This window comes from Rhizobium sp. YJ-22 (genome assembly GCF_029601685.1).
Lineage (GTDB): Bacteria > Pseudomonadota > Alphaproteobacteria > Rhizobiales > Rhizobiaceae > Metarhizobium.
Genome location: NZ_JARRIR010000004.1, coordinates 462,905 through 488,438 on the forward strand (window position 1 = coordinate 462,905; position 25,534 = coordinate 488,438).

24 protein-coding genes and 2 pseudogenes are annotated in these 25,534 nt (G+C 64.0%); 18 read left to right on the forward strand and 8 right to left on the reverse strand.

Features of this window, described 5'->3' with window-relative positions; translation table 11 throughout:
- The first annotated feature begins 12 nt into the window (after positions 1–12).
- The 5 genes and pseudogenes from P7F60_RS12815 (at position 13) to rplI (ending at position 3,209) form a co-directional block, all read left to right on the forward strand.
- A pseudogene (locus P7F60_RS12815) lies at positions 13–522 on the forward strand (ClbS/DfsB family four-helix bundle protein).
- Positions 523–800: 278 nt separating this feature from the next.
- The gene (gene rpsF, locus P7F60_RS12820) at positions 801–1,232 is read left to right on the forward strand and encodes a 30S ribosomal protein S6 (RefSeq protein ID WP_277918109.1); all 432 of its coding nucleotides are present in this window, start codon (positions 801–803) and stop codon (positions 1,230–1,232) included.
- Between the two features lie 12 nt (positions 1,233–1,244).
- Positions 1,245–1,493: a 30S ribosomal protein S18 gene (rpsR, locus tag P7F60_RS12825; protein ID WP_277918110.1), complete on the forward strand. Its 249-nt coding sequence runs from the start codon at positions 1,245–1,247 to the stop codon at positions 1,491–1,493.
- Positions 1,494–1,634: 141 nt separating this feature from the next.
- Positions 1,635–2,609, forward strand: a complete 975-nt coding sequence (locus tag P7F60_RS12830; protein ID WP_277918111.1) for a DUF2232 domain-containing protein — start codon at positions 1,635–1,637, stop codon at positions 2,607–2,609.
- Positions 2,610–2,633: 24 nt separating this feature from the next.
- Positions 2,634–3,209 carry a 50S ribosomal protein L9 gene (gene rplI, locus P7F60_RS12835; RefSeq protein WP_277918112.1) on the forward strand — a complete coding sequence of 192 codons (576 nt, stop codon included), beginning with the start codon at positions 2,634–2,636 and terminating at the stop codon, positions 3,207–3,209.
- A gap of 70 nt (positions 3,210–3,279) precedes the next feature.
- On the opposite strand, the gene P7F60_RS12840 is transcribed toward rplI, so the two are convergent.
- The 3 genes from P7F60_RS12840 to P7F60_RS12850 form a co-directional block, all read right to left on the reverse strand.
- Entirely contained in the window at positions 3,280–4,344 is a 1,065-nt protein-coding gene (locus P7F60_RS12840; RefSeq protein ID WP_277918113.1) for an HlyD family secretion protein, read from the reverse strand.
- 8 nt (positions 4,345–4,352) lie between these two features.
- Entirely contained in the window at positions 4,353–5,924 is a 1,572-nt protein-coding gene (locus P7F60_RS12845) for an MFS transporter (protein WP_277918184.1), read from the reverse strand.
- A 62-nt stretch (positions 5,925–5,986) separates the two neighbouring features.
- Positions 5,987–6,442 (reverse strand): MarR family winged helix-turn-helix transcriptional regulator, encoded by a 456-nt coding sequence (locus P7F60_RS12850; protein ID WP_277918114.1) that lies wholly within the window; start codon positions 6,440–6,442, stop codon positions 5,987–5,989.
- Positions 6,443–6,724: 282 nt separating this feature from the next.
- On the opposite strand from P7F60_RS12850, the gene P7F60_RS12855 reads away from it, so the two are divergent.
- Positions 6,725–8,218, forward strand: a complete 1,494-nt coding sequence (locus P7F60_RS12855) for a replicative DNA helicase (protein ID WP_277918115.1) — start codon at positions 6,725–6,727, stop codon at positions 8,216–8,218.
- 12 nt (positions 8,219–8,230) lie between these two features.
- Here the strand turns inward: P7F60_RS12855 and P7F60_RS12860 are convergent, their stop codons facing one another.
- The 3 genes from P7F60_RS12860 to P7F60_RS12870 form a co-directional block, all read right to left on the reverse strand.
- Positions 8,231–8,533 carry an AzlD domain-containing protein gene (locus P7F60_RS12860; protein ID WP_277918116.1) on the reverse strand — a complete coding sequence of 101 codons (303 nt, stop codon included), beginning with the start codon at positions 8,531–8,533 and terminating at the stop codon, positions 8,231–8,233.
- Positions 8,530–9,243 (reverse strand): AzlC family ABC transporter permease, encoded by a 714-nt coding sequence (locus tag P7F60_RS12865; protein ID WP_277918117.1) that lies wholly within the window; start codon positions 9,241–9,243, stop codon positions 8,530–8,532. The genes P7F60_RS12860 and P7F60_RS12865 overlap by 4 nt, the downstream gene beginning before the upstream one ends.
- 85 nt (positions 9,244–9,328) lie before the next feature.
- Complete coding sequence (locus P7F60_RS12870; protein WP_277918118.1) at positions 9,329–10,192, reverse strand: AraC family transcriptional regulator; 864 nt, start codon at positions 10,190–10,192, stop codon at positions 9,329–9,331.
- A 106-nt stretch (positions 10,193–10,298) separates the two neighbouring features.
- On the opposite strand from P7F60_RS12870, the gene alr reads away from it, so the two are divergent.
- From alr to cimA, 10 genes are all read left to right on the forward strand, one after another.
- A complete protein-coding gene (alr, locus tag P7F60_RS12875; RefSeq protein ID WP_277918119.1) occupies positions 10,299–11,459 on the forward strand; it encodes an alanine racemase in 1,161 nt (386 codons plus the stop codon).
- Between the two features lie 75 nt (positions 11,460–11,534).
- Entirely contained in the window at positions 11,535–12,938 is a 1,404-nt protein-coding gene (radA, locus tag P7F60_RS12880) for a DNA repair protein RadA (protein ID WP_277918120.1), read from the forward strand.
- A 184-nt stretch (positions 12,939–13,122) separates the two neighbouring features.
- Positions 13,123–13,722: a CvpA family protein gene (locus tag P7F60_RS12885; protein WP_277918121.1), complete on the forward strand. Its 600-nt coding sequence runs from the start codon at positions 13,123–13,125 to the stop codon at positions 13,720–13,722.
- A gap of 146 nt (positions 13,723–13,868) precedes the next feature.
- Complete coding sequence (gene purF, locus P7F60_RS12890; RefSeq protein WP_277918122.1) at positions 13,869–15,353, forward strand: amidophosphoribosyltransferase; 1,485 nt, start codon at positions 13,869–13,871, stop codon at positions 15,351–15,353.
- A 36-nt stretch (positions 15,354–15,389) separates the two neighbouring features.
- Positions 15,390–16,130: an SDR family NAD(P)-dependent oxidoreductase gene (locus P7F60_RS12895; protein WP_277918123.1), complete on the forward strand. Its 741-nt coding sequence runs from the start codon at positions 15,390–15,392 to the stop codon at positions 16,128–16,130.
- A 199-nt stretch (positions 16,131–16,329) separates the two neighbouring features.
- Positions 16,330–17,715 carry a cysteine--tRNA ligase gene (gene cysS / locus P7F60_RS12900; protein WP_277918124.1) on the forward strand — a complete coding sequence of 462 codons (1,386 nt, stop codon included), beginning with the start codon at positions 16,330–16,332 and terminating at the stop codon, positions 17,713–17,715.
- 24 nt (positions 17,716–17,739) lie between these two features.
- Entirely contained in the window at positions 17,740–18,141 is a 402-nt protein-coding gene (locus P7F60_RS12905) for a VOC family protein (RefSeq protein WP_277918125.1), read from the forward strand.
- Positions 18,138–18,617 (forward strand): GFA family protein, encoded by a 480-nt coding sequence (locus P7F60_RS12910; RefSeq protein WP_277918126.1) that lies wholly within the window; start codon positions 18,138–18,140, stop codon positions 18,615–18,617. The genes P7F60_RS12905 and P7F60_RS12910 overlap by 4 nt, the downstream gene beginning before the upstream one ends.
- Positions 18,614–19,567 carry a prolyl aminopeptidase gene (gene pip / locus P7F60_RS12915; RefSeq protein ID WP_277918127.1) on the forward strand — a complete coding sequence of 318 codons (954 nt, stop codon included), beginning with the start codon at positions 18,614–18,616 and terminating at the stop codon, positions 19,565–19,567. Before P7F60_RS12910 ends, pip begins: the two co-directional genes overlap by 4 nt.
- A 37-nt stretch (positions 19,568–19,604) precedes the next feature.
- A complete protein-coding gene (gene cimA, locus P7F60_RS12920; protein WP_277918128.1) occupies positions 19,605–21,221 on the forward strand; it encodes a citramalate synthase in 1,617 nt (538 codons plus the stop codon).
- A 25-nt stretch (positions 21,222–21,246) separates the two neighbouring features.
- On the opposite strand, the pseudogene P7F60_RS12925 reads toward cimA, so the two are convergent.
- Positions 21,247–21,336 (reverse strand): annotated as a pseudogene (locus P7F60_RS12925) (invasion associated locus B family protein); the annotation flags it as partial.
- A 154-nt stretch (positions 21,337–21,490) separates the two neighbouring features.
- Between P7F60_RS12925 and rarD the strand changes: the two are divergent.
- The gene (rarD, locus tag P7F60_RS12930) at positions 21,491–22,399 is read left to right on the forward strand and encodes an EamA family transporter RarD (RefSeq protein ID WP_277918129.1); all 909 of its coding nucleotides are present in this window, start codon (positions 21,491–21,493) and stop codon (positions 22,397–22,399) included.
- Between the two features lie 20 nt (positions 22,400–22,419).
- On the opposite strand, the gene P7F60_RS12935 is transcribed toward rarD, so the two are convergent.
- The gene (locus tag P7F60_RS12935) at positions 22,420–23,040 is read right to left on the reverse strand and encodes a TIGR00730 family Rossman fold protein (RefSeq protein ID WP_277918130.1); all 621 of its coding nucleotides are present in this window, start codon (positions 23,038–23,040) and stop codon (positions 22,420–22,422) included.
- A gap of 267 nt (positions 23,041–23,307) precedes the next feature.
- Between P7F60_RS12935 and P7F60_RS12940 the strand changes: the two genes are divergently transcribed.
- A complete protein-coding gene (locus P7F60_RS12940) occupies positions 23,308–25,347 on the forward strand; it encodes a LysM peptidoglycan-binding domain-containing protein (RefSeq protein WP_277918131.1) in 2,040 nt (679 codons plus the stop codon).
- The last annotated feature ends 187 nt before the right edge of the window (positions 25,348–25,534 follow it).

The window sequence follows — 25,534 nt, forward strand, 5'->3', positions numbered from 1 at the left end:
CGAGAGACCATCATGGCCGTTCCTGAAAACGCAGAACAACTGCACAAGGCCATAGAGTCCGGCTTCGTCAAGCTGGTCCGGGAACTGGAAACCGTTCCAGCCGACCTGGCGGGGATACGGGAACTGGATGGCCATGCGGCCGGAACGGTCATGAGCGTCAACGATCTGCTGGCCTATCTGATCGGCTGGGGCGAGCTCGTGCTCAAATGAGTGCAGGCTCGCCGTGCCGGAGCGGACCCCGACTTTCCGGAAACGGGATATAAATGGAATGCACTCGGCGCCCTCGCCCAGAAATTCTACAGCGATTATGCGATGCTTTCCTATCAGGAGCGGCTGGAACGGCTCGAGACCGTGAAAACGCAAATCCTGGGGGTGGTCGACGAGGAGGCCGGCAAGGGACTTTACGAGCCCGGCTGGTATGGAAAATGGTCGCTCGGACGAATGATCCAGTTCAACACCTCGTCTCCTTATGCCAATGCGCGCGGGCGGCTGCGCAAATGGAAAAAGTCCCGAAGCCTTTGAGGTTTTTCCGGCACCGGATCGAATATCCTTGCTTTCCGAGCAAATCCGCGTATAAGGCGCGCTGTTCGCAACCCGGTCTTCAGGCTGGTGGCTGAACGGAGGGCCGGCTCGCTGTCTCAGCGCGCCGCTTGGGAGCCACAAGGTTCCAGCCTCCCGTGTCTCCGCTCTCGACCGTCTCGAAAAACGCTTTCTTGCCGGGGGTTTCCCCTTCAGGAGCAGTCGTTGAGGCTTAGCCGCCGAGGTCCGGGTCCATGAAACGCAAGAAAGGCAAAGCCTCAATGGCTCTTTATGAACACGTATTCCTGGCCCGCCAGGACGTTTCGCCGCAGCAGGTCGACGGTCTCGTCGAACAGTACAAGGCTGTCATCGAATCCTTCGGTGGCAAGGTCGGCCGCGTCGAGAACTGGGGCCTCAAGTCCCTTACCTACCGCATCAAGAAGAACCGCAAGGCGCACTACGCCCTGATGGACATCGACGCTCCGGCGGCTGCCATCCAGGAAGTCGAGCGCCAGATGCGCATCAACGAAGACGTTCTTCGCTACATGACGATCGCCGTCGAGAAGCACGAAGAAGGCGCCTCCGCCATGATGCAGAAGCGCGACCGCGACGACCGCCCGCGCCGCGATGGCGACCGCCCGGAGCGCAGCTTCGGCGACCGTCCGCGCCGTGACGACGACCGCCCGCGCCGTCCGCGCGAAGACCGTGCATAAGGAGATATGAACATGGCTGAATCCTCTTCCTCTCCGGCACGCCGCCCGTTCCATCGTCGTCGCAAGACTTGCCCCTTCTCGGGTGCAAACGCTCCGCGGATCGACTACAAAGACGTTCGTCTCCTGCAGCGCTACATTTCCGAGCGCGGCAAGATCGTTCCGTCCCGCATCACGGCCGTTTCCCAGAAGAAGCAGCGCGAACTCGCCCAGGCGATCAAGCGCGCCCGCTTCCTCGGCCTGCTGCCCTACGTCGTTTCCTAATCCTTTAGCGAAACGCAATCGACCTCCGGAAAGGCGGCTCGTCCGCCTTTCTTCCCTTTCCGCGGTGGGCGCGGATCGGAACCCTTAAAATCCCATGTTGGGGAGCAAGCCTCCTCTAACTGCGTGACGCAGGACAGCGACGTGAAGACCTTCGATCCGAAAATGCTGCTGATCGGCCTTGTCGCCGGCATCACCGCCGCCCTCCTGGTGTTCGGCGCGGGTGCGCAGCCGTCTTTCGCGGCGGTGCTTTATGCGGCTTCGGCGCTTCCCATCCTGCTTGCCGGCCTCGGCTGGGGCAATCTCTGCGTCGTCATCGCGATTGCGACGGCGGCGGCCATCGGCGCGGTCTTCGTCAGCCCAAGCTTTGCCATCGTCATGACGGCGGTGACGCTGGCGCCGGCCGGCTGGATCAGCCATCTCGCCAATCTGGGGCGCCCGGCCTCGGAAATCGGCGGTCCCTCGCACCTGATGGCCTGGTATCCGCTCTCCGACATCATGCTGCAGCTTTGTGCGCTGGTCGCCGTCGGCGTCATCATCGTCGGCTTCATGGTCGGCTACGGCCCGCACCTGACCGACCAGCTCGTCGACCTGATGATGGAGCAGATGCAGGCGCAGCAGCCGGAACTGGCCAGCAGCGCGGAAGTCGTGGCGCAGACCAAGCGGCTCGTCGTTCTCGTCCTGCCGATGACGCAGGGCGGGCTTTGGGTGCTGCTTCTGTTCTCGGCCTATTATGTGGCGACCCGCATCGTCGCGGCTTCTGGCCGTGGCCTGCGGCCGCGCGAGGACATGCCCTCGTCGCTGCGCATGAACCGCTATGCGATCTTCGCCTTTCTCGCCGGCCTTGCCGCCTGCTTCGTCGGCGGCCTGCCGGCGCTGATCGGCGCGACCGTCGTCGGCACCTTTGGCGCGGGTTTTCTCATTTCCGGGTTTGCCGTCTTGCATTTTCGCACGCGCGGAAAACCCTGGCGGATGCCGGCCCTGATCCTCGCCTATCTGGCGTCGACCATGCTGCTCCCCGCCTTCCTGATCGTCGTGCTCGGCCTTGCCGACACGAGACGGGCGATCTCGCTGACGCCCGGCCGCAATCCGCAATCCTCGAATTCCACCGAAACCTGAAACACCAACAAAAGGAAAAGACAAATGGACGTCATTCTCCTCGAACGCATCGCCAAGCTCGGCCAGATGGGCGAAACCGTCAAGGTTCGCGACGGCTACGCCCGTAACTACCTGCTGCCGCTCGGCAAGGCGCTGCGCGCCAACGAAGCCAACAAGAAGCGCTTCGAATCCGAGCGCGCGACGCTCGAAGCCCGTAACCTCGAGCGCAAGTCGGAAGCCCAGAAGGTTGCCGAAGCCCTCGACGGCAAGACCTTCGTCATCGTTCGCTCCGCCGGCGAAACCGGCCAGCTCTACGGCTCGGTCGCAGCCCGCGATATCCTCGAGACGCTGGCCGCCGAAGGCTTCAACGTCGGCCGGAACCAGGTCGACCTGAACCATCCGATCAAGGCCATCGGCCTGCACGAAGTCACGCTGCACCTGCATTCGGAAGTCGAAATCACCATCAAGGTCAACGTTGCCCGCTCCGCCGACGAAGCCGAGCGCCAGGCCAAGGGTGAAACCCTCACCTCCGCCGACGCCATCTACGGCGTTGACGAAGACGCCCTTCGTCCGGAAGACTTCTTCGATCCGGAAGCCGACCAGGACGGCGACGACGAATAAGACTTTTCGCCTGCAGGGCGAAATGAAAGAGGCCCGGATCAAAACGATCCGGGCCTTTGCTGTTTGGCGATCAATGCGCGGTGAATTTCGGATCGGGTGAAGAGGCCTTGTCGACGGTGACGACCACCGAAAGGCCCGGCGCCAGAAGGGCAGCCGCGTCCTGACCCTCGTCGAGACGAATACGCGTGCCGATACGCTGGGCGATCTTGGTGAAGTTGCCCGTCGCGTTGTCAGGCTTGATGACCGCGAATTCCGATCCCGCCGCCGGCGAGAAGCCTTCGATATGGCCGGTGAGATGACGATGGCCGAGCGCATCGACGGCGATGGTCACGGGCTGGCCGACCTTCATGCCGTCGAGCTGGGTTTCCTTGAAATTGGCGATCACCCAGACATCGGCGGGCACCACGGCCATCAATTGCGAACCGGCCGTGACATATTGCCCGAGACGCACGCCGACCTCGCCGATGCGCCCGTCGCGCGGGGCGGTGATGACGGTGTTGCCCAGATCGATTTCGGCGAGCTGCACGGCGGCTTCGGCGCCGCTGACGCCGGCTTCCAGCGATGAACGGTTGCCAACGATGACGGCGAGGTTCTGGCGGGCGGTTTCGATCGCCGCCTGCGCCTGGTGCACCGAGGCGCGCGACTGCTCCAGCGTCGCCTGTGCCTGCTCGTAGTCGCTGGTGGCGGAAATGCCCTTGTGGACCAGCGAGGCGATACGTTCCCAGGCAAGCTCGGACCGCTTGGCGGCTGCCTCGGCGCTGTCGAGCTGGGCCTCGGCCGCATCGATGCTGGCCTTGGCGGCAAGCTGCTGCTGGGTAGAATTGGCGAGCAACGCCTTCTGCGAGGCGAGCGTCGCCTTCGCCTGCGCCAGCTTTTCGGCATAGATGCGGTCGTCGAGCCGCACCAGCACGTCGCCGGCCTTGACCTTGGCGTAGTCGGTGATGGCGACCTCGGAGACATAGCCGCTGAGCTGCGGGCTGATCAGCGTCACATAGCCTTTGACATAGGCGTTCTCGGTCGATTCGACGCTGGTGCGGAACGGCGGCAGGTGCCACGCATAAAGCACCAGCACGACACCGGCGATGCCGATCAGGATGGCGATGACCTCGATGGGGATGCGAAGGAATTTAGGCATGGGCGAACTCACGAAGCGGTGGATGCGGCCTGCGGCGCGGCGAAGCGCCGATGCAGGGCCTGAAGGGAAAGATGGACAAGGAGCGCGGCGAGCGCCAGGCTCGCCAGAACCCCGCCGGCCAGGAAGGCATCGCCATAGGCCAGCATGTAGGATTCGCGGCTGATCTGTTGCGCCAGCAGCGAGATGCCTTCGCTTTTCAACAGCGCGGCATCGCCGATCACCTTGCCATAGGCACCGGAGAGCTGGGCGACGCGCTGGGCGACAAGCGGATCGGACATCACCACATGCTCGGCCAGCATGTTCGAATGGAATTTTTCGCGCAGCGTCACCAGCGAGCCGTAAAAGGCAGAGCCCATCAGGCCGCCGATGCTCTGGGTGAAGAGAAAGACGACGATGAAGCTGACGAAATAATTCGGCCCCCTGGCGAGAGCTGCCTTGAAGCCGCTGGCCATCGCCGGCGGCAGGAACAGCGCCGCGCCCAAGGCGATGAGCCCCTGGCCGAGATAGAGCTGTTCCGGCCGGGTGAGATTGGTGATGCTGCTGTCGAGGAAGCAGCCCGCCGCCATCATCGCCAGCGCCACGACATGGATCGAGGAATCGAAGCCGTTCTTCATCAGCGCTGCGCAGGTGACGCCGCCGAAGATCGAGGCGCCGAGGATGATGGCATAGAGCGTCATCGTCTGGTCGTATTGCAGGTTGAGCGTCTGCTGCCAGAGCGAGGGAACGCTCGATTGCGCCGAGGCGATGAGCCGAAAGACCAGCAGCACGCCGGTGAAATGAACGAGCCCACGGCTTGCCAGCCAGCGGATGTCGATCAGCGGATTGTCGCGGCGCAGCTCGATGGCGGCGGCAAGGCTGAGCGAGGCGATCGACACCGCCAGAAGCCAGCCCAGCCAAGGTGCCTCGAACCACCAGTAGACGCGGCCGAGGGACAACACCACCGCCAGCGCCCCGAAACCGAGCGCGATCAGCATATAACTACCGATATCGGTGACGGTGATGACTTTCGCACGCGGCACCGGCGTCAGCGGCAAGAGGTAGATGATCGGAAACACCATCAGCGCCAGCGCCAGCTCCAGCATGTAGAGCCCGTGCCACTGGCCGAAATCCAGCAATGTCGGCGAAACGAGGCGGCTGAGCGGGGCAGACAGCGTCGTGTTCATCAGGGCGAGGCTGATGCCGATGGTCATCTTGCGCGCCGGCTCGAAGACTTCCAGCATGTAGAGGAAGCCGAGCGTTGACAGGGGGGCCGCCGCAATGCCACTCAGGAAGCGCACGACGAGCGCCGATTGCAGATCGGATACGAAGACGTTCATCACCGAGGCGATGGCGAAAAAGATGATGCTGACCTCGGCGAAATTGCGCAGGCCGTATTGGGTGCGGATCTTGACCAGCAGCACCGCAAGACTGGCGCTCGGCGCCATATAGGCTGCGCTGAGCCAGGCGGATTCCGCCGAGGTGGCGGCGAGCGTGCCCTGCAATTGCGTGAGGTTGGCGAGCGCCAGGTTCATCCCCAGTCCCTGCGTCACGAACAGGGCGACGGAACTCAGCATGTAGAGCGCGGCGTTCCAGGCTGGCATGGGTTGCGGCGACGCCGGCGCGGGCGCAGCAGGCGTCGGCGCGCCGATGGCGGCGACGTCGCTCATTGCTCGTCCTCCACGGCCCGCATTTCCTTGAGGCGCGCATTCATCTGGCGCACCACGCGCAGCGTCACCTCCAGTTCGGCCTCGGAAATGTTGCCGAGCACCTGCTGGCGCAGGGCGGCGGCCATGCTTTCGATGTCGTCGGCCAGCATCCTGCCGCCGGGGGTCAGGTGGACGAGCTTGGCGCGGCGGTCGGCCTCATCGGCGCGGCGCTCGATGACGTCCTGCGCTTCCATGGAATCGAGCAGGCGCACCACGGTCGGGGTTTCCAGCTCCAGTTCTTCGGCCAGTTCCCGCTGGTTCAGCCCGTCGCGGCGGGAGATGGCGAACAGCGCCCGGGTGCGCGGCAGCGTCATGCCGCGCTGGCGCAGGCGCGCATCGAACAGTGCGCGCAATTTGCGCGTGAACGAGGCGACTTCGTCGAACAGCAGCCGGTGCGATACGGAACGCGACATCGCTATCGCTCCTTTATAATTAGTGTGCTTATTATGCTCGCACTATCTAATCTGGAAAATCGCTTTTCGCAAGTCTGTCGCGGCCGATTCGGCATGCATGGAAATGCACGGCTGACCACCCATATGTGCATGAAACCATCGGAGCCTGTGGATTGGGGGGATGAGGCGGCCCGCAGCCTCGCCATCGTCGGCCAGCCTGCTTTTCCGGTTGACTGAAACCCTCCGCAGGCTCAAACGAAAGGTTCGACCTTCAGACGGATGGTTCCGTTTCCAGAGGACAGGATGAACGAGACAGCCCGAAAGACGCCCGTGCCCGCACCGACCGAGCCGCATTATCGCGAAGCCCCGAACAACATCGAGGCCGAACAGGCCCTGCTCGGCGCGATCCTCGTCAACAACGATGCCTTTTACCGCGTTTCGGATTTCCTGAAGCCGGTGCATCTCTACGAGCCGCTGCACCGAAAGATCTTCGAGATCGCCGGCGATATCATCCGCATGGGCCGCATCGCCAATCCGGTGACCATCAAGACGCATCTGGGCGACGCCAAGGTCGGCGAGATGAGCGTCGCGACCTACCTGGCGCGATTGGCGGCGGAAGCCGTCTCAATCATCAATGCCGAGGACTACGGACGCACTATCTACGACCTGGCGCTGCGCCGGGCGCTGATCACCATCGGCGAGGACATCGTCAACATCGCCTATGACGCGCCCGTCGACATGCCGCCGCAGGCGCAGATCGAAGACACCGAGCGCCGCCTGTTCGAACTGGCCGAAAATGGCCGTTACGACGGCGGTTTCCAGGCTTTCAACGATGCGGTTGCAACCGCCATCGACATGGCGGCGGCGGCGAAGGAACGCGACGGCGGCTTGTCGGGCATTTCCACCGGTATCCAGTCTCTGGATTCGAAGATGGGCGGGTTGCAACGTTCGGACCTGATCATCCTCGCCGGCCGCCCCGGCATGGGCAAGACCTCGCTGGCCACCAACATTGCCTACAACATCGCCGCCTCCTACGAGGGCGACGTGCAGCCGGATGGCTCGATGAAGGCGAAGAATGGCGGCGTCGTCGGTTTCTACTCGCTGGAAATGTCGTCCGAACAGCTCGCAACCCGTATCATCTCCGAGCAGACGGAGGTCTCCTCGTCGAAAATCCGCCGCGGCGACCTTACCGATACCGATTTCGAAAAACTGGTCGCCTGCTCGATGATGATGCAGAAGGTGCCGCTCTATATCGACCAGACCGGCGGCATTTCCATCGCCCAGCTCGCCGCCCGCGCCCGACGGCTCAAGCGCCAGCGCGGCCTCGACGTTCTCGTGGTCGACTACGTGCAGCTGATGACCGGCTCGAAGAAAGCGGGCGAGAACCGCGTGCAGGAAATCACCGAGATCACCACCGGCCTGAAGGCTCTGGCCAAGGAGCTGAACGTTCCGATCGTGGCGCTGTCACAGCTCTCGCGTCAGGTGGAAAGTCGCGAGGACAAGCGCCCGCAGCTTTCGGACCTGCGCGAATCCGGCTCCATCGAGCAGGACGCAGACGTGGTGCTGTTCGTGTTCCGCGAGGAATACTACGTCAAGAACCAGGAGCCGCGCGATCCGCACGACCCGAAATATGTCGAATGGGAGACTCTGTTCGACAAGGTCAAGGGCACGGCCGACGTCATCATCGCCAAGCAGCGCCATGGACCGACGGGAACGGTGAAACTGGCCTTCCAGGCGGAATACACCCGCTTCGCCGATCTCGCCGACTCGTCCTTCATCCAATACGAGGAGCATTGACCGGATATCCGGTCAAACGCCCATGAAGCGAAGAGCAGCGACGGTCGCGACACCGAGCGCGACGGCGGCCAGCATCGGCAGGCGGAAGGCGGCCAAAGCCGTCACCGCGCAGGCGATGCTTTCGGCGATCCCCGTTGCCAGCGCCGTCGGCGTCACCACCGCCATCAGCACCGCCGGCGGAATGGCGCCGAGCGCCCGCTTCTGGCGTTTCGACAGCGTGACGTAGCGCAGGAGCACAAGGCCGCTGATCCGCGTCAGGATCGTGGCGGCGGCCATCGCCAGAATGGCGGCCAGGGTCGAAAGATCGAGGGTCATCGCGCCGCCTCCCCGTCGTCTTCATCATCCCCACTCATCAGGCCGGCGACGACCAGCCCGGCGACCGCGCCCGCCGCGACATACCAGACGCCCGGCAGCAGCCAGTGGACGACATAGGCGGCAGCCGCACTTGCCAGCAGCACGAAGCCGGTCTCCCGTCCCTTCCAGAAGCCGGCGACCAGCACGATAAATACCGCCGGAAAGGCGAAATCCAACCCGACCACGGCGGGATCGCCGAGGAAGGCGCCGAGCAGCGCCCCTGCCAACCCGGACAGCACCCATGCAGCATAGAACGGCACGACCACGCCGCAATACCAGACCGGCGTCAGCGTCGCGATGCGGGCGCGAAATTCCGAGACGGCCCAGATCTCGTCCGCCAGAAACAGCATGGCCGCATATCTTTTCGGCCCCGAAAATTGCTGCATGTGCAGGCCGATGGAAGCGCTCATCAGCAGGTGGCGGATATTGACCAGCAGCGCCGCGAGCCCGAGGCTGACCCAGCTCGCCGGATGCGTCCAGAGATCGAGGGCCACGAACTGCGCCCCGCCGGCAAAGACCAGCAAGCTCATCAGCGTCGTTTCCAGCGGCGACAGGCCCTTGGTCGCCGCGACCGCGCCATAGACCATGCCGATCGGTATGAGGGCGACGATCAGCGGCGCGATGGCGCGAGCGCCGCCAGCGAAGTCGCCCCAGGCGGTTTTCGATTGCATTGCTGGTCTTCCATGAATGTTCATGCGGCCGGCTTTAGCCAGCCAGACTTGCCGGCGTCTTGAACGAAAGTGACATGGAGAATGGTTATCGGCCGGCCCCGCGAAACTGGCCGGGCGTCACGCCGGTGCGCGCCTTGAAGTGGCGGGTCAGGTGCGCCTGGTCGGCAAAGCCGCAGGCGAGCGCGACTTCGGCGGGGGTCTGGCCGGCGCGCAGCCGTTTTCGCGCCTGGCGGATGCGGATATCGGTCAGGAAGGCGTGCGGCGTCGTGAAAAATTCGCGGCGGAAGGAGCGGATCATATGGGCGCGGCTCAAACCCGCGACGGCCGCCAGTTCCTCCAGCCCCGGATCGTTCTCGTAATGCGCATCGATGTAATCGCGCACCCGCCGCGCCGCACTGCTTTCGCGGCTGGCGAGCGGGCTGACCCGCACCGCCCCATGGCGCACGAAGATCGCCGACAGCAGCCGGAACATCGATTCGTCGGTCTCCAGCCGTCCGGTTTCCTGTTCCATCGTCCTATGGGCATGATGGAAAGCGGCCGCAAGTTCGGGATCGCTGACCAGCCGGCGGGAAAAGGAGGGTGTGCCCTTCAGTTCGCGGCCGGAAACATCCTCGAGAATATCGGCGAACAACTCCGCAGCCGGATAGACCATCCGGTAGCGATAGCCGCTTTCGCCGGGCGCACCGTCATGAATGTCGTCGGGATTGATCAGATAGAGTCCGCCGGGGCCGGTTTCCTCGCGCTCGCCGCGAATCGAGGCGATCTGGCTGCCTTTCTCGATCGCGCCGATGCTGAAGGTATCGTGGGTGTGCGGCGCATATTCATGGGTGTGGAAGGTGGCGCTCAGGCATTCCATGCCGCGAAACCGCCCCGCGCGCCAGAAGCGTGCCGCCTCCATCCCCGTCAGCGGCTGCTCCGAGGCCGCATGTTCCTGCGATATGCTCTTCATGAATGCACCATAGCATGGGTGTTCAAACGGTCTTGAACAAAAGTGACGGGTTTATCCCCACGCAAAACGTGATACCTCTCCGAAAAGGCGAATGGCAGGCAGGCTCATGACGACACACGATTTCAATGAAACCGATCCCTTCGACGTGGCGCCGCTGCGCCTGACCGTCGATCTCGGCGCCATCGCCGAGAACTGGCGCGCCATGGCCAAACGCTCCGGCAATGCCCGGGCCGGAGCCGTCGTCAAGGCCGATGCCTACGGGCTCGGCATCGAGGATGTCGGGATTACCCTCTATGAGGCGGGCGTTCGCGATTTCTTCGTCGCCGCCGCCGAAGAAGGCGCGACGCTGCGCAGCTTTGCGCCGGAGGCCCGCATCTTCGTGCTCTCCGGCATCTGGGCCGGGCGCGAGCCGATCTTCTTCGAAAACGACCTCGTGCCGGTCATCGCCTCGGAAGAACAGCTCGCTTTCTGGATGGGTGTGCTCGCCGAACATGGCGACTATCCCTACGCACTGCATGTGGACACCGGCTTCAACCGCCTCGGCGTGCCGCTGGAGGATGCGCTGGCGCTTGCCGACGACACCTCGCGGCCGGCGAGCTTCTCGCCGGTGCTGGTGATGTCGCATCTGCATAGCGGCGACAATCCCGCCTCGCTGCTCAACCGCCAGCAACTCGAATCTTTCCGCAGGGTTGCCGCCGCTTTCGAAGGCATCGAATCAAGCCTCTCCGCCTCGGCCGGCATCTTCCTCGGGCCGGATTATCATTTCGACCTCACCCGCCCCGGCGTCGCCCTCTATGGCGGCGAAGCGGTCAACGGCGTCGCCAACCCGATGCGCCCCGTCGTCAAAGCCGAGGCGCGCATCATCCAGATCCGCAATGCCCGCCAGGGCGAAACCGTCAGCTATGGCGGCACCTACCAGCTTTCGCGCGAAAGCCGCCTCGCCATCGTCTCCGCCGGTTATGCCGACGGCTACCTGCGCTCGCTCTCCGGTTCCGGACTTCCCCTGCGTCACGTGGTGCGCGACGGCGCCTTTGGGTATGTCGCCGGGCGCAAGGTGCCGGTCATCGGCCGCATCACCATGGACATGACCATCTTCGACGTCACCGATATTCCCGAAAACGAAATCCACGCCGGAGATTACGTCGAACTCTTCGGAGACAACATCCCGCTCGACGACGTCGCCCGCGCCGGCGGCACCATCGGTTACGAACTGCTGACCGGCCTCGGCCTGCGCTATGAGCGGCGTTATCTCGACGACGACAGTTGAGGCTTGGAACGCTGCGGTGGTTATGGTAGATGAGAACAAAAAGTGATCAAACCGCAGCAGTAACGAGACTATCCGATGGCAAAATCCAAGACCCAGTTCATCTGCCAGAACTGCGGCGCAGTCCATAATCGCTGGGCCGGCAAGTGCGAAGGCTGCGGCGAATGGAACACCATTGTCGAAGAAGACCCGATGGGCGGCATCGGCGGCGGGCCGGGCAAGACGCCGAAGAAGGGTCGGCCGGTGGCGCTCTACAATCTCTCCGGCGAAAGCGAGCAGGCGCCGCGCATCCACACCCACATTGCCGAACTCGACCGTGCCTTGGGCGGCGGCTTCGTGCGCGGCTCGGCGGTGCTGATCGGCGGTGATCCCGGAATCGGCAAATCGACGCTGTTGATGCAGGCCGCAGCCGCCCTGTCGCGCAACAAGCATCGAATCGTCTATGTCTCCGGCGAAGAAGCGGTGGCGCAGGTGCGCCTGCGCGCCCAGCGCCTCGATGCGGCCGAGACCGAGGTGCTGCTGGCGGCCGAGACCAATGTCGAGGATATCCTCGCGACGCTGAGCGAGGGCAAGCGGCCCGATCTGGTCATCATCGATTCGATCCAGACGCTGTGGAGCGACATCGTCGAATCGGCGCCGGGCACGGTGGCGCAGGTGCGCACCGGCGTGCAGGCGATGATCCGCTTCGCCAAGCAGACGGGCGCCGCCATGGTGCTGGTCGGCCATGTCACCAAGGAAGGCCAGATCGCCGGCCCGCGCGTCGTCGAGCACATGGTCGACGCCGTGCTCTACTTCGAGGGCGATCGCGGCCATCACTACCGCATCCTGCGCACGGTGAAGAATCGATTCGGCCCTACGGACGAAATCGGCGTCTTCGAAATGTCCGACAAGGGCCTGCGCGAGGTCGCCAATCCCTCCGAACTCTTCCTCGGCGAGCGCAATGCAAAGGCGCCGGGCGCCGCCGTCTTCGCCGGCATGGAGGGCACGCGTCCGGTTCTGGTCGAGGTGCAGGCGCTCGTCGCCGCCACCTCGCTCGGCACGCCGCGCCGCGCGGTGATCGGCTGGGATTCGGCGCGATTGTCGATGATTCTCGCGGTGCTGGAGGCCCATTGCGGCGTGCGGCTCGGCCAGCATGACGTCTATCTCAACGTCGCCGGCGGCTATCGCATCAGCGAGCCGGCCGCCGACCTGGCGGTGGCGGCAGCGCTCGTCTCGTCGCTTGCCGGCCTCGCTTTGCCGGCCGATTGCGTCTATTTCGGCGAAATCAGCCTGTCGGGGGCGGTGCGCGCCGTCTCGCAGACCGCCCACCGGCTGAAGGAAGCGGATAAGTTGGGCTTCGCCTCGGCCGTCCTGCCCTCCGGCTCGTCCGATTTGCCAAAGGCTTCGGGCGGGCGCTGGCATGAGGTCGAGGCGCTGGCCGATCTTGTCGCCCGCATCGCCGGATCGAAAAATGCACTGAAACCGGTCGAGGAGGATGCCTGATCCTTTCGGAATGATTCAGGACGGAAACCGCTTCGCACTTTTCGTAAAAATGCCGGATATCGTTTGTCGCATTTTCGAACGGAAAACCGCTTCGCACTTTTGCTGAAAATGCTCTATAGCAGGCGTCGAACGAGACCGGCGGGGAAGCGGCAGGGCCGTCGGACCGCGATGGAGTTTAAAAAATATGCCCATTACGATTTTTGACGGCGTTGTCATCGGCGTGACCCTCTTCTCGGCCGTGCTGGCCATGGTGCGCGGTTTCTCGCGCGAGGTCCTGTCGATCGCAAGCTGGGGCGGCGCAGCCGCTGCGGCCTATTATTTCTATGGCATGCTGGTGCCCTATGCGCTGAAATACACCGACGACAAGCGCATCGCCATCGCCGGCTCCGCCGCCGTCATCTTCGTCGTGGCGCTGATCGTCATCTCCTTCATCACCATGCGGATCGCCGATTTCATCATCGACAGCCGCGTCGGCGCGCTCGACCGCACGCTCGGCTTCCTGTTCGGCGCCGCGCGCGGACTGCTGCTGCTGGTCGTCGCCGTCGCCTTCTGGAACTGGCTGGTCGACGCCAACCACCGCCCGGACTGGATCAACAACGCCAAGTCCAAGCCCTTCCTCGACGCCATGGTGCTGAAGCTGGAAGCCGTACTGCCCGACGACATCGAGCCGCAGATGCGCGCCCGCATCCTCGGCAAGGAAGCCCCGGCCAACGGCAATGCCGCCGATCCGGCCAATACCAACGAACCTGCCCCCGAAGAAGAGGCCCCGGCGACGAACGGTTGACGGACCGTTTTCGCCTTGAAACACTTGATGCCCGAGGCCATTTATGGCATCGCAACCTCGCTCCGCCGCAGCTTGAAAAAGCGCCGCGGGGCGTTCGGCATTTGAGCGACCGCTTAACCGTTCCGTAGAGAGCAAAGGCCACGGCAATGACGCATTCGAGCCATATCGACGATGTCATCGATGGTGACACCCTTCATGAGGAATGCGGCGTGTTCGGCATTCTCGGACATCCGGATGCGGCGACGCTGACGGCGCTCGGCCTGCATGCGCTCCAGCATCGCGGCCAGGAAGCGGCGGGCATCGTCTCCTTCGACGGCAAGCAGTTCCACACCGAAAAGCGCATGGGCCTGGTCGGCGACCACTACACCGATCCGGCGATCCTCGCCAAGCTGCCGGGCAACGTCTCCATCGGCCATACGCGTTATTCGACGACCGGGGAAGTCGCGCTGCGCAACGTCCAGCCGCTGTTTGCCGAACTGGAAGTCGGCGGCATCGCCATCGCCCATAACGGCAATTTCACCAACGGCTTGACGCTGCGCCGCCAGATCATCGCCACCGGCGCCATCTGTCAGTCGACCTCGGATACCGAAGTCGTGCTGCATCTCATCGCCCGCTCGCGCCACACTTCGGCCGTCGATCGCTTCATCGATGCCATCCGGCAGATGGAAGGCGGCTATGCCATGGTGGCGATGACCCGCACCAAGCTGATCGCCGCCCGCGATCCCACGGGCATCCGCCCGCTGGTCATGGGCGAACTCGACGGCAAGCCGATCTTCTGCTCCGAGACCTGCGCGCTCGACATCATCGGCGCGAAATTCGTGCGCGACGTCGAGAACGGCGAAGTCATCATCTGCGAAATCCAGGAGGACGGCAGCATCAAGATCGATGCGCGCAAGCCCGTCAATCCGCCCGCCGAACGCCTCTGCCTGTTCGAATATGTCTATTTCGCCCGTCCCGACTCGGTCATCGGCGGCCGCAGCGTCTATGTGGCGCGCAAGAACATGGGCATGAACCTCGCCAGGGAAGCCCCGGTCGAAGCCGACGTCGTGGTGCCGGTGCCGGATGGCGGTACGCCGGCCGCGCTTGGCTTTGCCCAGCAGAGCGGCATTCCCTTCGAATACGGCATCATCCGCAACCATTATGTCGGCCGCACCTTCATCGAGCCGACGCAGCAGATCCGCGCCTTCGGCGTCAAGCTGAAGCATTCGGCCAACCGGGCGATGATCGAGGGCAAGCGCGTGGTGCTGGTCGACGATTCCATCGTGCGCGGCACCACCTCGGTGAAGATCGTGCAGATGATCCGCGAGGCGGGCGCCACGGAAGTGCATATCCGCGTCGCCAGCCCGATGATCTTCTTCCCCGATTTCTACGGCATCGACACGCCGGACGCCGACAAGCTGCTCGCCAACCAATATGCCGATATCGATGCGATGGCGAAATATATCGGCGCCGATTCGCTGCAGTTCCTATCCATCGATGGGCTCTATCAGGCCGTGGGCGGCGAGATGCGCAATCCCGACAAGCCACAGTTCACCGACCATTATTTCACCGGCGACTATCCGACGCGACTTCTCGACAAGAACGGCGAAATGCCGGGCCGCAAGGTCTCCATGCTCTCGACCAGCGCCTGATCGCGCGGTTTCCTACATACGCATTCCGGAGGAACGATGACTGTCAACCTCAACGGCCGGCTGGCGCTGGTCACCGGCGCTTCGCGCGGCATCGGCTATTTCACGGCGCTCGCGCTCGCCAAGGCGGGGGCGCATGTGATTGCCTGCGCCCGCACGGTCGGCGGCCTCGAAGAGCTTGACGACGCCATCCAGGCAGCCGGCGGCAGCGCCACGCTGGTGCCCTTCGATCTCGCCGACATGGGCGCCATCGACAAGCTCGGCGGCTCGATCTTCGAGCGCTGGGGCAAGCTCGACATACTCGTCGCCAATGCCGGCGTACTCGGCACCATCTCGCCGATCGGCCATGTCGAGGCCAAGGTGTTCGAGAAGGTGATGACCGTCAACGTCACCGCCACCTGGCGGCTGATCCGTTCGGTCGAGCCGTTGTTGCTGAAATCCGATGCCGGCCGGGCGCTGATCCTCTCCTCCAGCGCTGCTCACAAATGCAAGCCCTTCTGGGGCCCCTACTCCGCCTCCAAGGCCGCGGTCGAGGCGTTGGCCCGCACCTGGGCCGGCGAGACGCAGCGCACGCCGTTGCGCATCCTTTCCGTCGATCCCGGCGGCACCCGCACCGCCATGCGCGCCCAGGCCATTCCCGGCGAAGATCCGATGACCGTGCCGCATCCGTCCGAGGTCGCCGAGGCGCTTCTGCCGCTCGTCGGCCCCGAGCAGACCGAGACCGGCAAGCTTTTCCTCGTGCGCGAGAAGAAGATCGTCGACTACCGGATGCCGGAATAAGGAGAGAGGGCGGCACGACCGCCCTTGACCGCTCGCGCGCCACGCGGCATAACGTGGCCCATGAAAACGGCAATTCGCATCTGCTGGATTATTATTCGCTAGCGTCTTCGCTGGCCTGGCCGTTTTCGTCTCCTTGAAGAGCTTCCCGAGCAGACAGACGACCCGGTCCAGCCGGAGGTTTGGCATATGGGAGACTTCGATGGGCGTGACGCTCAGGCTTTACAACACGCTGACGCGCGACAAGGCTGAATTCCGGCCGATCGACCCGGATAATGTCCGCCTGTATGTCTGCGGCCCGACGGTCTATGATTTCGCCCATATCGGCAATGCGCGCCCGGTCATCGTCTTCGACGTGCTCTACCGGCTTCTGCGCCATGTCTACGGCGCCGATCACGTCATGTATGTGCGCAACATCACCGACGTCGACGACAAGATCAATGCGCGCGCGCTTCGCGATTTCCCGCATCTGCCGCTGAACGACGCCATCCGCGCCGTCACCGAGAAGACCGAGCGACAGTTCCATGAGGATGTCGCGGCTCTCGGCTGCCTGCCGCCGAACGTCGAGCCGCGCGCCACTGACAACATTCCGCAGATGATTACCCTCATCGAGACGCTGATTGCGCGCGGCCATGCCTATGTGGCCGAAGGCGAAGTGCTGTTCGACACCCGCTCGATGGCCGATTACGGCCAGCTTTCCAAGCGGCCGCTGGACGAGCAACAGGCGGGCGCGCGCATCGCCGTCGATGCCCACAAGAAGAACTCCGGCGATTTCGTGCTATGGAAGCTTTCGAGCGAGAGCGAACCCGGCTGGGAGAGCCCCTGGGGACGCGGCCGCCCCGGCTGGCATATCGAATGCTCGGCGATGAGCGGGCGCTATCTCGGCGAGGTCTTCGATATCCATGGCGGCGGGCTGGACCTGATCTTTCCGCATCATGAGAACGAAATCGCACAATCGCGCTGCGCCCATGGCACAAAGGTCATGGCCAATGTCTGGATGCATAACGGCTTCGTGCAGGTCGAAGGCCGCAAGATGTCGAAGTCGGAAGGCAATTTCGTCACCATCAACGAATTGCTCGCCAGCGAAAAATTCGGTGGCCGTCAGTGGCCGGGCGACGTGCTGCGGCTTGCCATGCTGATGACCCATTATCGCGAGCCGATCGACTTTTCGGTCAAGCGACTGGAAGAGGCTGAGCGGCTGCTTTCCAAGTGGCCGGTCGTGGAGCCCGGCGATGCCGAACCCGATGCCGCGATCCTCGCAGCGCTCACCGACGATCTCAACACCGTCGCCGCCGTACAGGCGCTGCATGCGCTGGCCCAGGCCGCCCATGGCGACCCGCAGGCCAGCGCGGCGTTTGCCGCCAGCGCCGCCTTGCTCGGCGTGCTGCCGCAGGCCGCCGAACTGGACGAGGCGGTGGCCGCCGACATCGACGCCAAGGTCAAAGTGCGCCTCGACCTGCTGAAGGCGAAGAATTTCGCCGAGGCCGACCGCATTCGCGACGAGCTGGCCGCCCAGGGCATCCAGCTCAAGGACGGTAAGGACAAGGATACCGGCGAGCGCATCACCAGCTGGGACATCAAGCGTTAAACGAGACTCGGGAAGGACGATACAATGATCGATCACATGGGCATCACGGTCGCCGATTTCGACCGCGCCAAGGCCTTCTACGATGCGGCGCTGGCGCCGATCGGCGCATCGCTCACCTATATGGTGCCGTCGGAATATACTGGTGGCGTCAAGGTCGGTGGCTTCGGCCGCGACGGCAAACCCTCCTATTGGATCACGGAAGGCAAGCCGCCGGCAAATCACCTGCACGTCGCCTTCACCGCCCGCAGCCGCGCCGAAGTCGACGCCTTCTATGAAGCAGCAATGGCCGCCGGCGGCCGCGACAACGGCAAGCCGGGCCTGCGCCCGCACTACCATCCGAATTATTACGGCGCTTTCGTCTTCGATCCGGACGGCAACAACATCGAGGCTGTCTATCATGGCGAGGCCGGGGGAGCGCATCCATGACCATCCACACCGGAGGGTGCCAGTGCGGCGCCGTCCGCTTCCGGGTGGACGGCGACCTGCATGACAGCTCGATCTGTCACTGTCGCATGTGCCAGAAGGCCTTCGGCGCCTATTATGCGCCGCTGGTCTCGACGCGTGGCGCGAACCTGAGCTGGACACGCGGAAGGCCGAAAACCTTCCGATCCTCCAACTACGCCACGCGCGGCTTCTGCGTCGATTGCGGCACGCCGCTGACCTTCGAGGCCCCCGATGGCATCGCGCTCGCCGCCGGCGCCTTCGACGATCCGGCCGGCCTGCCGCCGCATGTCCAGTTCGGCATCGAAAACAAGATCGATTTCGTCGACCGGCTATACACCCTGCCCGGCCACGACACGCTGGAGGACGCGGACGCCGCGCCTTATCTCAACGATGTCGTCTCCTATCAACATCCCGACCACGACACCGACGTCTGGCCGCCCCTGGAAAAACCTTCATGACATTGCGCACGCTCTATCCCGAAATCGAGCCCTATGCATCCGGCCATCTCGACGTCGGCGACGGCCACAGCATCTATTGGGAGCGGGTCGGTACGCCGGGTGCGAAGCCGGCCGTCTTCCTGCATGGCGGGCCGGGCGGCGGCTTTTCCCCCAGCCATCGCCGCCTGTTCGATCCGGCGCGCTATGACGTCGTGCTGTTCGATCAGCGCGGCTGCGGCAAATCCGTGCCGAACGCCGATCTCAACGCCAATACAACCTGGCACCTCGTCGCCGATATAGAACGGCTTCGCGAGATGGCTGGCGTCGAGAAATGGCTGGTCTTCGGCGGGTCCTGGGGCTCGACGCTGGCGCTTGCCTATGCCGAGACCCATCCGGGCCGTGTCTCCGAACTGGTCGTGCGCGGCATCTACACGCTGACCAAAGCGGAGCTCGACTGGTACTACCAGTTTGGCGTCTCGGAAATGTTCCCGGACAAGTGGGAGCGTTTCCTCGCGCCGATCCCGCCCGAGGAGCGCCACGAGATGATGCTCGCCTATCACCGCCGCCTGACGCACGAGGACAAGCAGGTGCGGATGACCGCCGCCAGGGCCTGGAGCCTCTGGGAAGGCGAGACGATCACGCTGCTGCCGGAAATCTCCACGTCCGGGCCGTTCGGCGGCGATGCGTTCGCCCATGCTTTCGCCCGCATCGAGAACCATTTCTTCGTCAATGCCGGCTGGATGGAAGACGGGCAGTTGCTGCGTGATGCGCACAAGCTGACCGGCATTCCCGGCGTCATCGTCCACGGCCGCTACGACATGCCTTGCCCGGCGAAATATGCCTGGCAGTTGCACAAGAACTGGCCGGAGGCGGAATTCTATCTGGTCGAAGGCGCAGGGCACGCCTATTCCGAGCCCGGCATTCTCGACCGGTTGCTCTATGCGACGGACAAGTTCGCCGGCAAGGCATAACGGCATCTCTTCCGAACGAAAGCGACGGAACACGGCAATGAAACGCGAAAAAATCTACCTCTTCGACACGACGCTGCGCGACGGGCAACAGACGCCCGGCATCGACTTTTCGCTCGAGGACAAGATCGCCATTGCCGCGATGCTGGACGAGTTTGGCCTCGATTACGTCGAGGGCGGCTATCCCGGCGCCAATCCGACCGATTCGACCTTCTTCTCCGCCAAGCGCACGAAGAAGGCGGCCTTCGTCGCCTTCGGCATGACCAAGCGCGCCGGCATCTCCGCCTCCAACGATCCGGGACTGGCTGCGCTCTTGCAGGCGAAAAGCGACGCCATCTGTTTCGTCGCCAAGAGCTGGGATTACCATGTGAAGGTGGCGCTCGGCTGTTCGAACGAGGAGAACCTCGACTGTATCCGCGACAGCGTGCTCGCCACGCGCGCGGCAGGCAAACAGCCGATGATCGACTGCGAGCATTTTTTCGACGGTTACAAGGCCAATCCGGATTACGCGCTCGCCTGCGCCCGAACAGCCTATGAGGCCGGCGCGCGCTGGATCGTGCTTTGCGACACCAATGGCGGTACGCAGCCGGCCGAAATACGCGACATCGTCGCAGCGGTCATCGCCGCCGGCGTGCCGGGCGGTCACCTCGGCATTCATGCCCATAACGACACGGGACAGGCGGTCGCCAATTCGCTGGCCGCCGTCGAGGCCGGCGTGCGCCAGATCCAGGGCACGCTGAACGGTATCGGCGAGCGCTGCGGCAATGCCAACCTCGTCACGCTGATCCCGACGCTGGCGCTCAAGGACACCTATAACAGCCGTTTCGAGACCGCCGTCGGCCCCGAGAAGCTGACGGAGCTGACACGCCTCTCGCATGCCTTCGACGAGTTGCTGAACCGCTCGCCGGACCACCAGATGCCCTATGTCGGCGCCTCCGCCTTCGCCACCAAAGCCGGCATCCATGCCTCGGCGCTGCTCAAGGATCCGCGCACCTACGAGCATGTGCCCCCCGAAAGCGTCGGCAATTTCCGCAAGGTCATGGTCTCCGACCAGGGCGGCAAGGCGAATTTCATCAACGAGCTGAAACGGCGCGGCATCACCGTGGCCAAGGACGATCCGCGCCTTGACCAGCTGATCTCCATTGTCAAGGAGCGCGAAGCCTCCGGCTATGCCTATGAGGGCGCCGACGCCAGCTTCGAGCTTCTGGCGCGCCGCACGCTGGGCACTATCCCGGAATTCTTCACCGTCGACGGCTTTCGGGTCATGGTCGAGCGCCGCTTCGACAGCAATGGGCGGGTCAAGACCGTTTCCGAAGCCGTGGTGCGCATTTCCGTCGATGGCGAGATGCTGATGTCGGTCGCCGAGGGCGACGGTCCGGTCAACGCACTCGACCTTGCGTTGCGCAAGGATTTCGGCAAGTATCAGCATGAGATCGACGACCTTGAACTCGCCGACTTCAAGGTGCGCATCCTCAATGGCGGCACCGAGGCCATCACCCGCGTGCTGATCGAATCCACCGACAGCGACGGCGTGCGCTGGTGGACGGTCGGCGTCTCGGAAAACATCATCGACGCCTCCTTCCAGGCTTTGATGGATTCGGTGATCTACAAGCTGATGAAGAACCGCCACCTCGCCGGCCGTATCGCCGCCGAATAGCCGCCGGCTTTGGAGCGCCGTTCGATCTGATCGAATCAGATCGGCGCTCTAAGCTCTTTTGTTTGAAGCATAGCCTTGTCGATCCTCGTTTCACGCCGGTCGGGTTGTGCTCTATTCTTCACCGAAATGAATTGGTGCATTCATCGCCCTTGCGGTAATCCGGGGGCCATGAAATGAGCAGCCGGCGCAAATTTTCGCCCGGGCCGCCGAAACGAGAATGGAGCCGCTTCCCCGTAAGGGACGGCTCCGATGTCCGGGACGCAACATCAATGTCAGTCGAATCGGCGCCTGTGCGCGAAAACGTCGACAGCGCGAGAGGCTTCGCCTTCGCGCTTGCGGCTTATGTCCTGTGGGGGTTCCTGCCTTTCTACATGAAGGCGGTGGCGCATATCCCGCCGGCCGAAGTCATCGCCCATCGCATCGTCTGGTCGGTGCCGGTCGCCGGCGCCGTGCTGGTGGCGCTGGGGCGCACCGGCGACGTCAAGATGGCGCTGCGCACACCGCGCATGATGGCCATGGCGACGCTGACTGCGGCGCTGATCACCGTCAACTGGGGCATCTATGTCTGGGCGATCGGCGTCGGGCGAACGCTGGACACCGCGCTGGGCTATTTCATCAATCCGCTGTTTTCCATCCTGCTCGGCGCGGTGCTGCTGCGCGAGAAGCTGAGCCTCGGGCAGAAGGCGGCAATCGGGCTGGCCGCGCTCGGCGTTGTCGTCCTGACGGTCGAGTCGGGCTCGCTGCCCTGGGTGTCGCTGATGCTGACGCTGACCTGGGGGTTCTACGCCTTCTTCCGCAAGACCCTGCCGATCGGCCCCAACCAGGGCTTCTTCCTCGAAGTGCTGCTCCTCGCCCTGCCGGCCCTTGCCTATATTGTCTATCTTGAAGCGACCGGACAGGGGCACCTGCTGAATGGCACGACGCAGGATGCCGTGCTGCTGCTCAGCGCCGGCGTCATCACTGCCGTTCCCCTGATCATCTATGCCAACGGCGCCAAGCTCCTGCGCCTCTCCACCATCGGCATCATGCAGTATATTGCGCCGACGATGATTTTCCTGATCGCCGTCTTCATCTTCGACGAGCCGTTCGGAACCGCCAAGATGATCGCCTTCCCGCTGATCTGGCTGGCGCTGGTGGTCTATTCCGTGTCGATGCTGGCGGCGAGCCGCAGGAAATAAGGGCCGAACCGGCCCTTTCGTTACATCTTCGCAATCACCTCATCCTCGCCGTCGCGCTGCGCTCCGGCAACGGCGTGCTTGCGGATGGCGGGGATAATGTCCTCGACACGGTCGATCAGCATCGGCTGGACCAGATGCGAGGTGTGGATGAAACCCTGCTCGCGCATGTGCTGCAGCAGGTCGATCATCGGGTTCCAGAAACCCTTGATGTTGGCGAACACCATCGGCTTGCGATGCCGGCCGAGCTGCGCCCAGGTCATGATCTCGACGATCTCCTCCAGCGTGCCGATGCCGCCGGGCAGCGCCACGAAGGCATCCGAGCGCTCGAACATCTTGTGCTTGCGCTGGTGCATGTCTTCGGTGACGATCAACTCGTCGAGCTGGCCGAGCGACTGGCGCGTCGCCTCCATATCGACAAGAAATTCGGGGATGATGCCGGTGACCGTGCCGCCATGGCCAAGCACGCCGCTGGCGACCGCACCCATGACGCCCTTGGTGCCGCCGCCATAGACCAGGCTCATGCCGGCTTCGGCGATGGCTTTGCCGAGCGCACGCCCGGCCTCCATATGGGCCGGATCGAGCCCGGGGCGGGAGCCGCAATAGACGCAGATGGATCGAATCGGGACAAGTTCTTCGTTCATGGCCCCAACAAGACTATGCTGCACCTGCTGCGTCAAGAAAAATGGCGGAAAAATCGATGCTTAACATCGCCGCCGACGCCTGAAAGCTTGTGCGCAACCATGGAAATCGTTAGCACTTTTTCAAGGATCGTCATGACGGCTGCGCAACACGACAGGAATCGCAGCCGGCGCGGGACGAAGAATAGTAAGGCGGACTGACTTCGTCAAGGAGGCAGGCCGGTGGGGTTTCAAGGGGTTTAGGCGGAAGCATCCGCCCGGAGACGTAAGATGAAAAACAGGCGTGCCGGCTTGCTGGCCCTCTTGGTTGTCGTGGCGGCAACCCTTCTGATGGTGTTTTTCGTGCTGCCGCGCATCGGCAATGACGACAAGGCGAAGGAGACGGCATCGAAGCCGGCCCCGCAGACGGAAACGGCCGCCCAACAGCCGCCTGAGCCGGCCGCCCCTGCCGCCATCGATGCCGCCAAGTTGACCGGGACGCTGAACGGTCTTTCGAAGGACGCGCTTGCCGCGATCGGCACGCTGAAGACCCTGTTCTCGGCTGCGACCGCGCCCGATGCCAAGGCGGTTTCGGAAGCGAAAGCCAAGTCTGTGGACGCGCTGCAAGCGGTTGCCGATTTCGCCTTGCCACAAGGCCTCGACACCACGGCCGCCGCGCCGCTGAACCTGATCCGCGACGGCGCCCGCAAGGGCCTCGACCTGCTCAAGACCCTGCCGGACGCGCCGGCCGATGCACTGAAGGTGCTGGCCGAGATCGAATCCGCACTGACCGGCAAGCCGGTCGCGGCTCCGGCCGATGCGGCCGCCTCGGCCAAGACCGACCGGCCGAGCGCCGCTGCAGCCTCGGACGAGACCATGCCCGCCTTCGACGTATTGCGCGTCGAGCCCGATGGCTCAACCGTCATCGCCGGCCGCGCCGCGCCGAATTCCAAGATCGAGATCATAAGCGGCGACAAGGTCGTCAGCAGCGTCGATGTCGGCGCCAGCGGCGATTTCGCCGCCATCCTCGATGCACCGCTGCCGGCCGGCGACCATCAACTCGTGTTGAAGGCGACCGCCAAGGACGGCAAGTCGGTGATCTCCCAGGAAGTGGCGACCGTTTCCATCCCGCAGGACAAGAGCGGCGAATTGCTGGCCATGGTCACCAAGCCCGGCGAGGCGAGCCGCATCATCACCGCACCGGACGAGGTCGCCGCCAAGCCGCAAGCGCCCGCAAATGGCGCGGCGACGCCCGAATTGCCCGCCGCTTCCGGCGATCTCGCTTCGACCGCGCCAGCCGTCTCCACCAATGGCACCGCCGCGCCGCAGCCGACGAATGCCGACAATGCCGATGCCCAGCTTCGCGTCACCGCCGTCGAAATCGAGGGCAGCAAGATTTTCGTGGCCGGTATCGCCGCCTCCAAGGCCAATGTCGCCGGCTATGCCGACGACAAGCCGATCGGCAAGGCGACCGCAGCGGCCGAGGGCCATTTCGTCATCGAGGGCATGATCGATCTCGACGTCGGCGACCATACGATCCGCGTCGACATGCTGGACGCGGCCGGCAAGGTGGCGGTGCGCGCCTCGGTACCGTTCACACGTCCGGCCGGCAACCAGGTCTCGGTCGTTGCCCAGCCGGGCAATGCCGCCGGCATCGACGCCGCCAGCCTCGACCCGGCCTTCCGCAAGCTCCACAGCGACCTGTCGACGGCGCTCGGCCTGCTGCGCAATCTCTTCGCGGGCGGTCAGCTTCCGGCCGGCGATGCGCTGGCCGCCGCCCGCTCAGCGACGGAGATCGCGCTGAAATCGCTCTCCGATTTCCAGGCCGCCCCCGACAGCACCGCCGGCTTCAAGGAGATCGCCGCCAAGACCAGCGCCAGCGCCGCCAAGGCATTGACGGCGTTGCAGGCCCTGCCGCGCGACGCCAAGGCCTTCGGCGCCTCGCTGGAGATACTGACGGCGCTGATCGACGACACGCTGCGTCTGGCACCGCAGGCGACTTCGCCCGCCGTGGCGCAGGCGCCGCAACCGACTGCACAAGCGCAGGCCGATGCCGGCGCGGAAGCCGCGGGCGCACCGGTGACCATCTCGCAGGCGCCGCTGACGCAGAGCAACGAGTCGGTGATCATCCGCCGTGGCGACACGTTGTGGCAGATCTCGCGCCGCGTGTATGGCGCCGGCGTGCGCTACACCACGATCTATCTCGCCAACCGCCAGCAGATCAACAATCCCGACCGCATCCGCCCCGGGCAGATTTTCGGCCTGCCGAAGGATGCCCGCCCGGATTCGGAAGAATTGCACCGCAAGCGCCTGCACGGTGACAGCCTGTAAGCACCCGCTTGCGCAATTGAATGACCACAATGGCCGCGAAGTTCGTTTGCGGCCATTGTCTTGAGCACCTGCAGGGCCTATCTGGCTAGAGCATTTCCAGGAAAGTTGCGTCGCGGTTTTCCGTCTGGAAATGCGTAAAATGAGTGAAACGCATTTTCGCGATTCAGAGAAAAGCGAGAATGCTTCA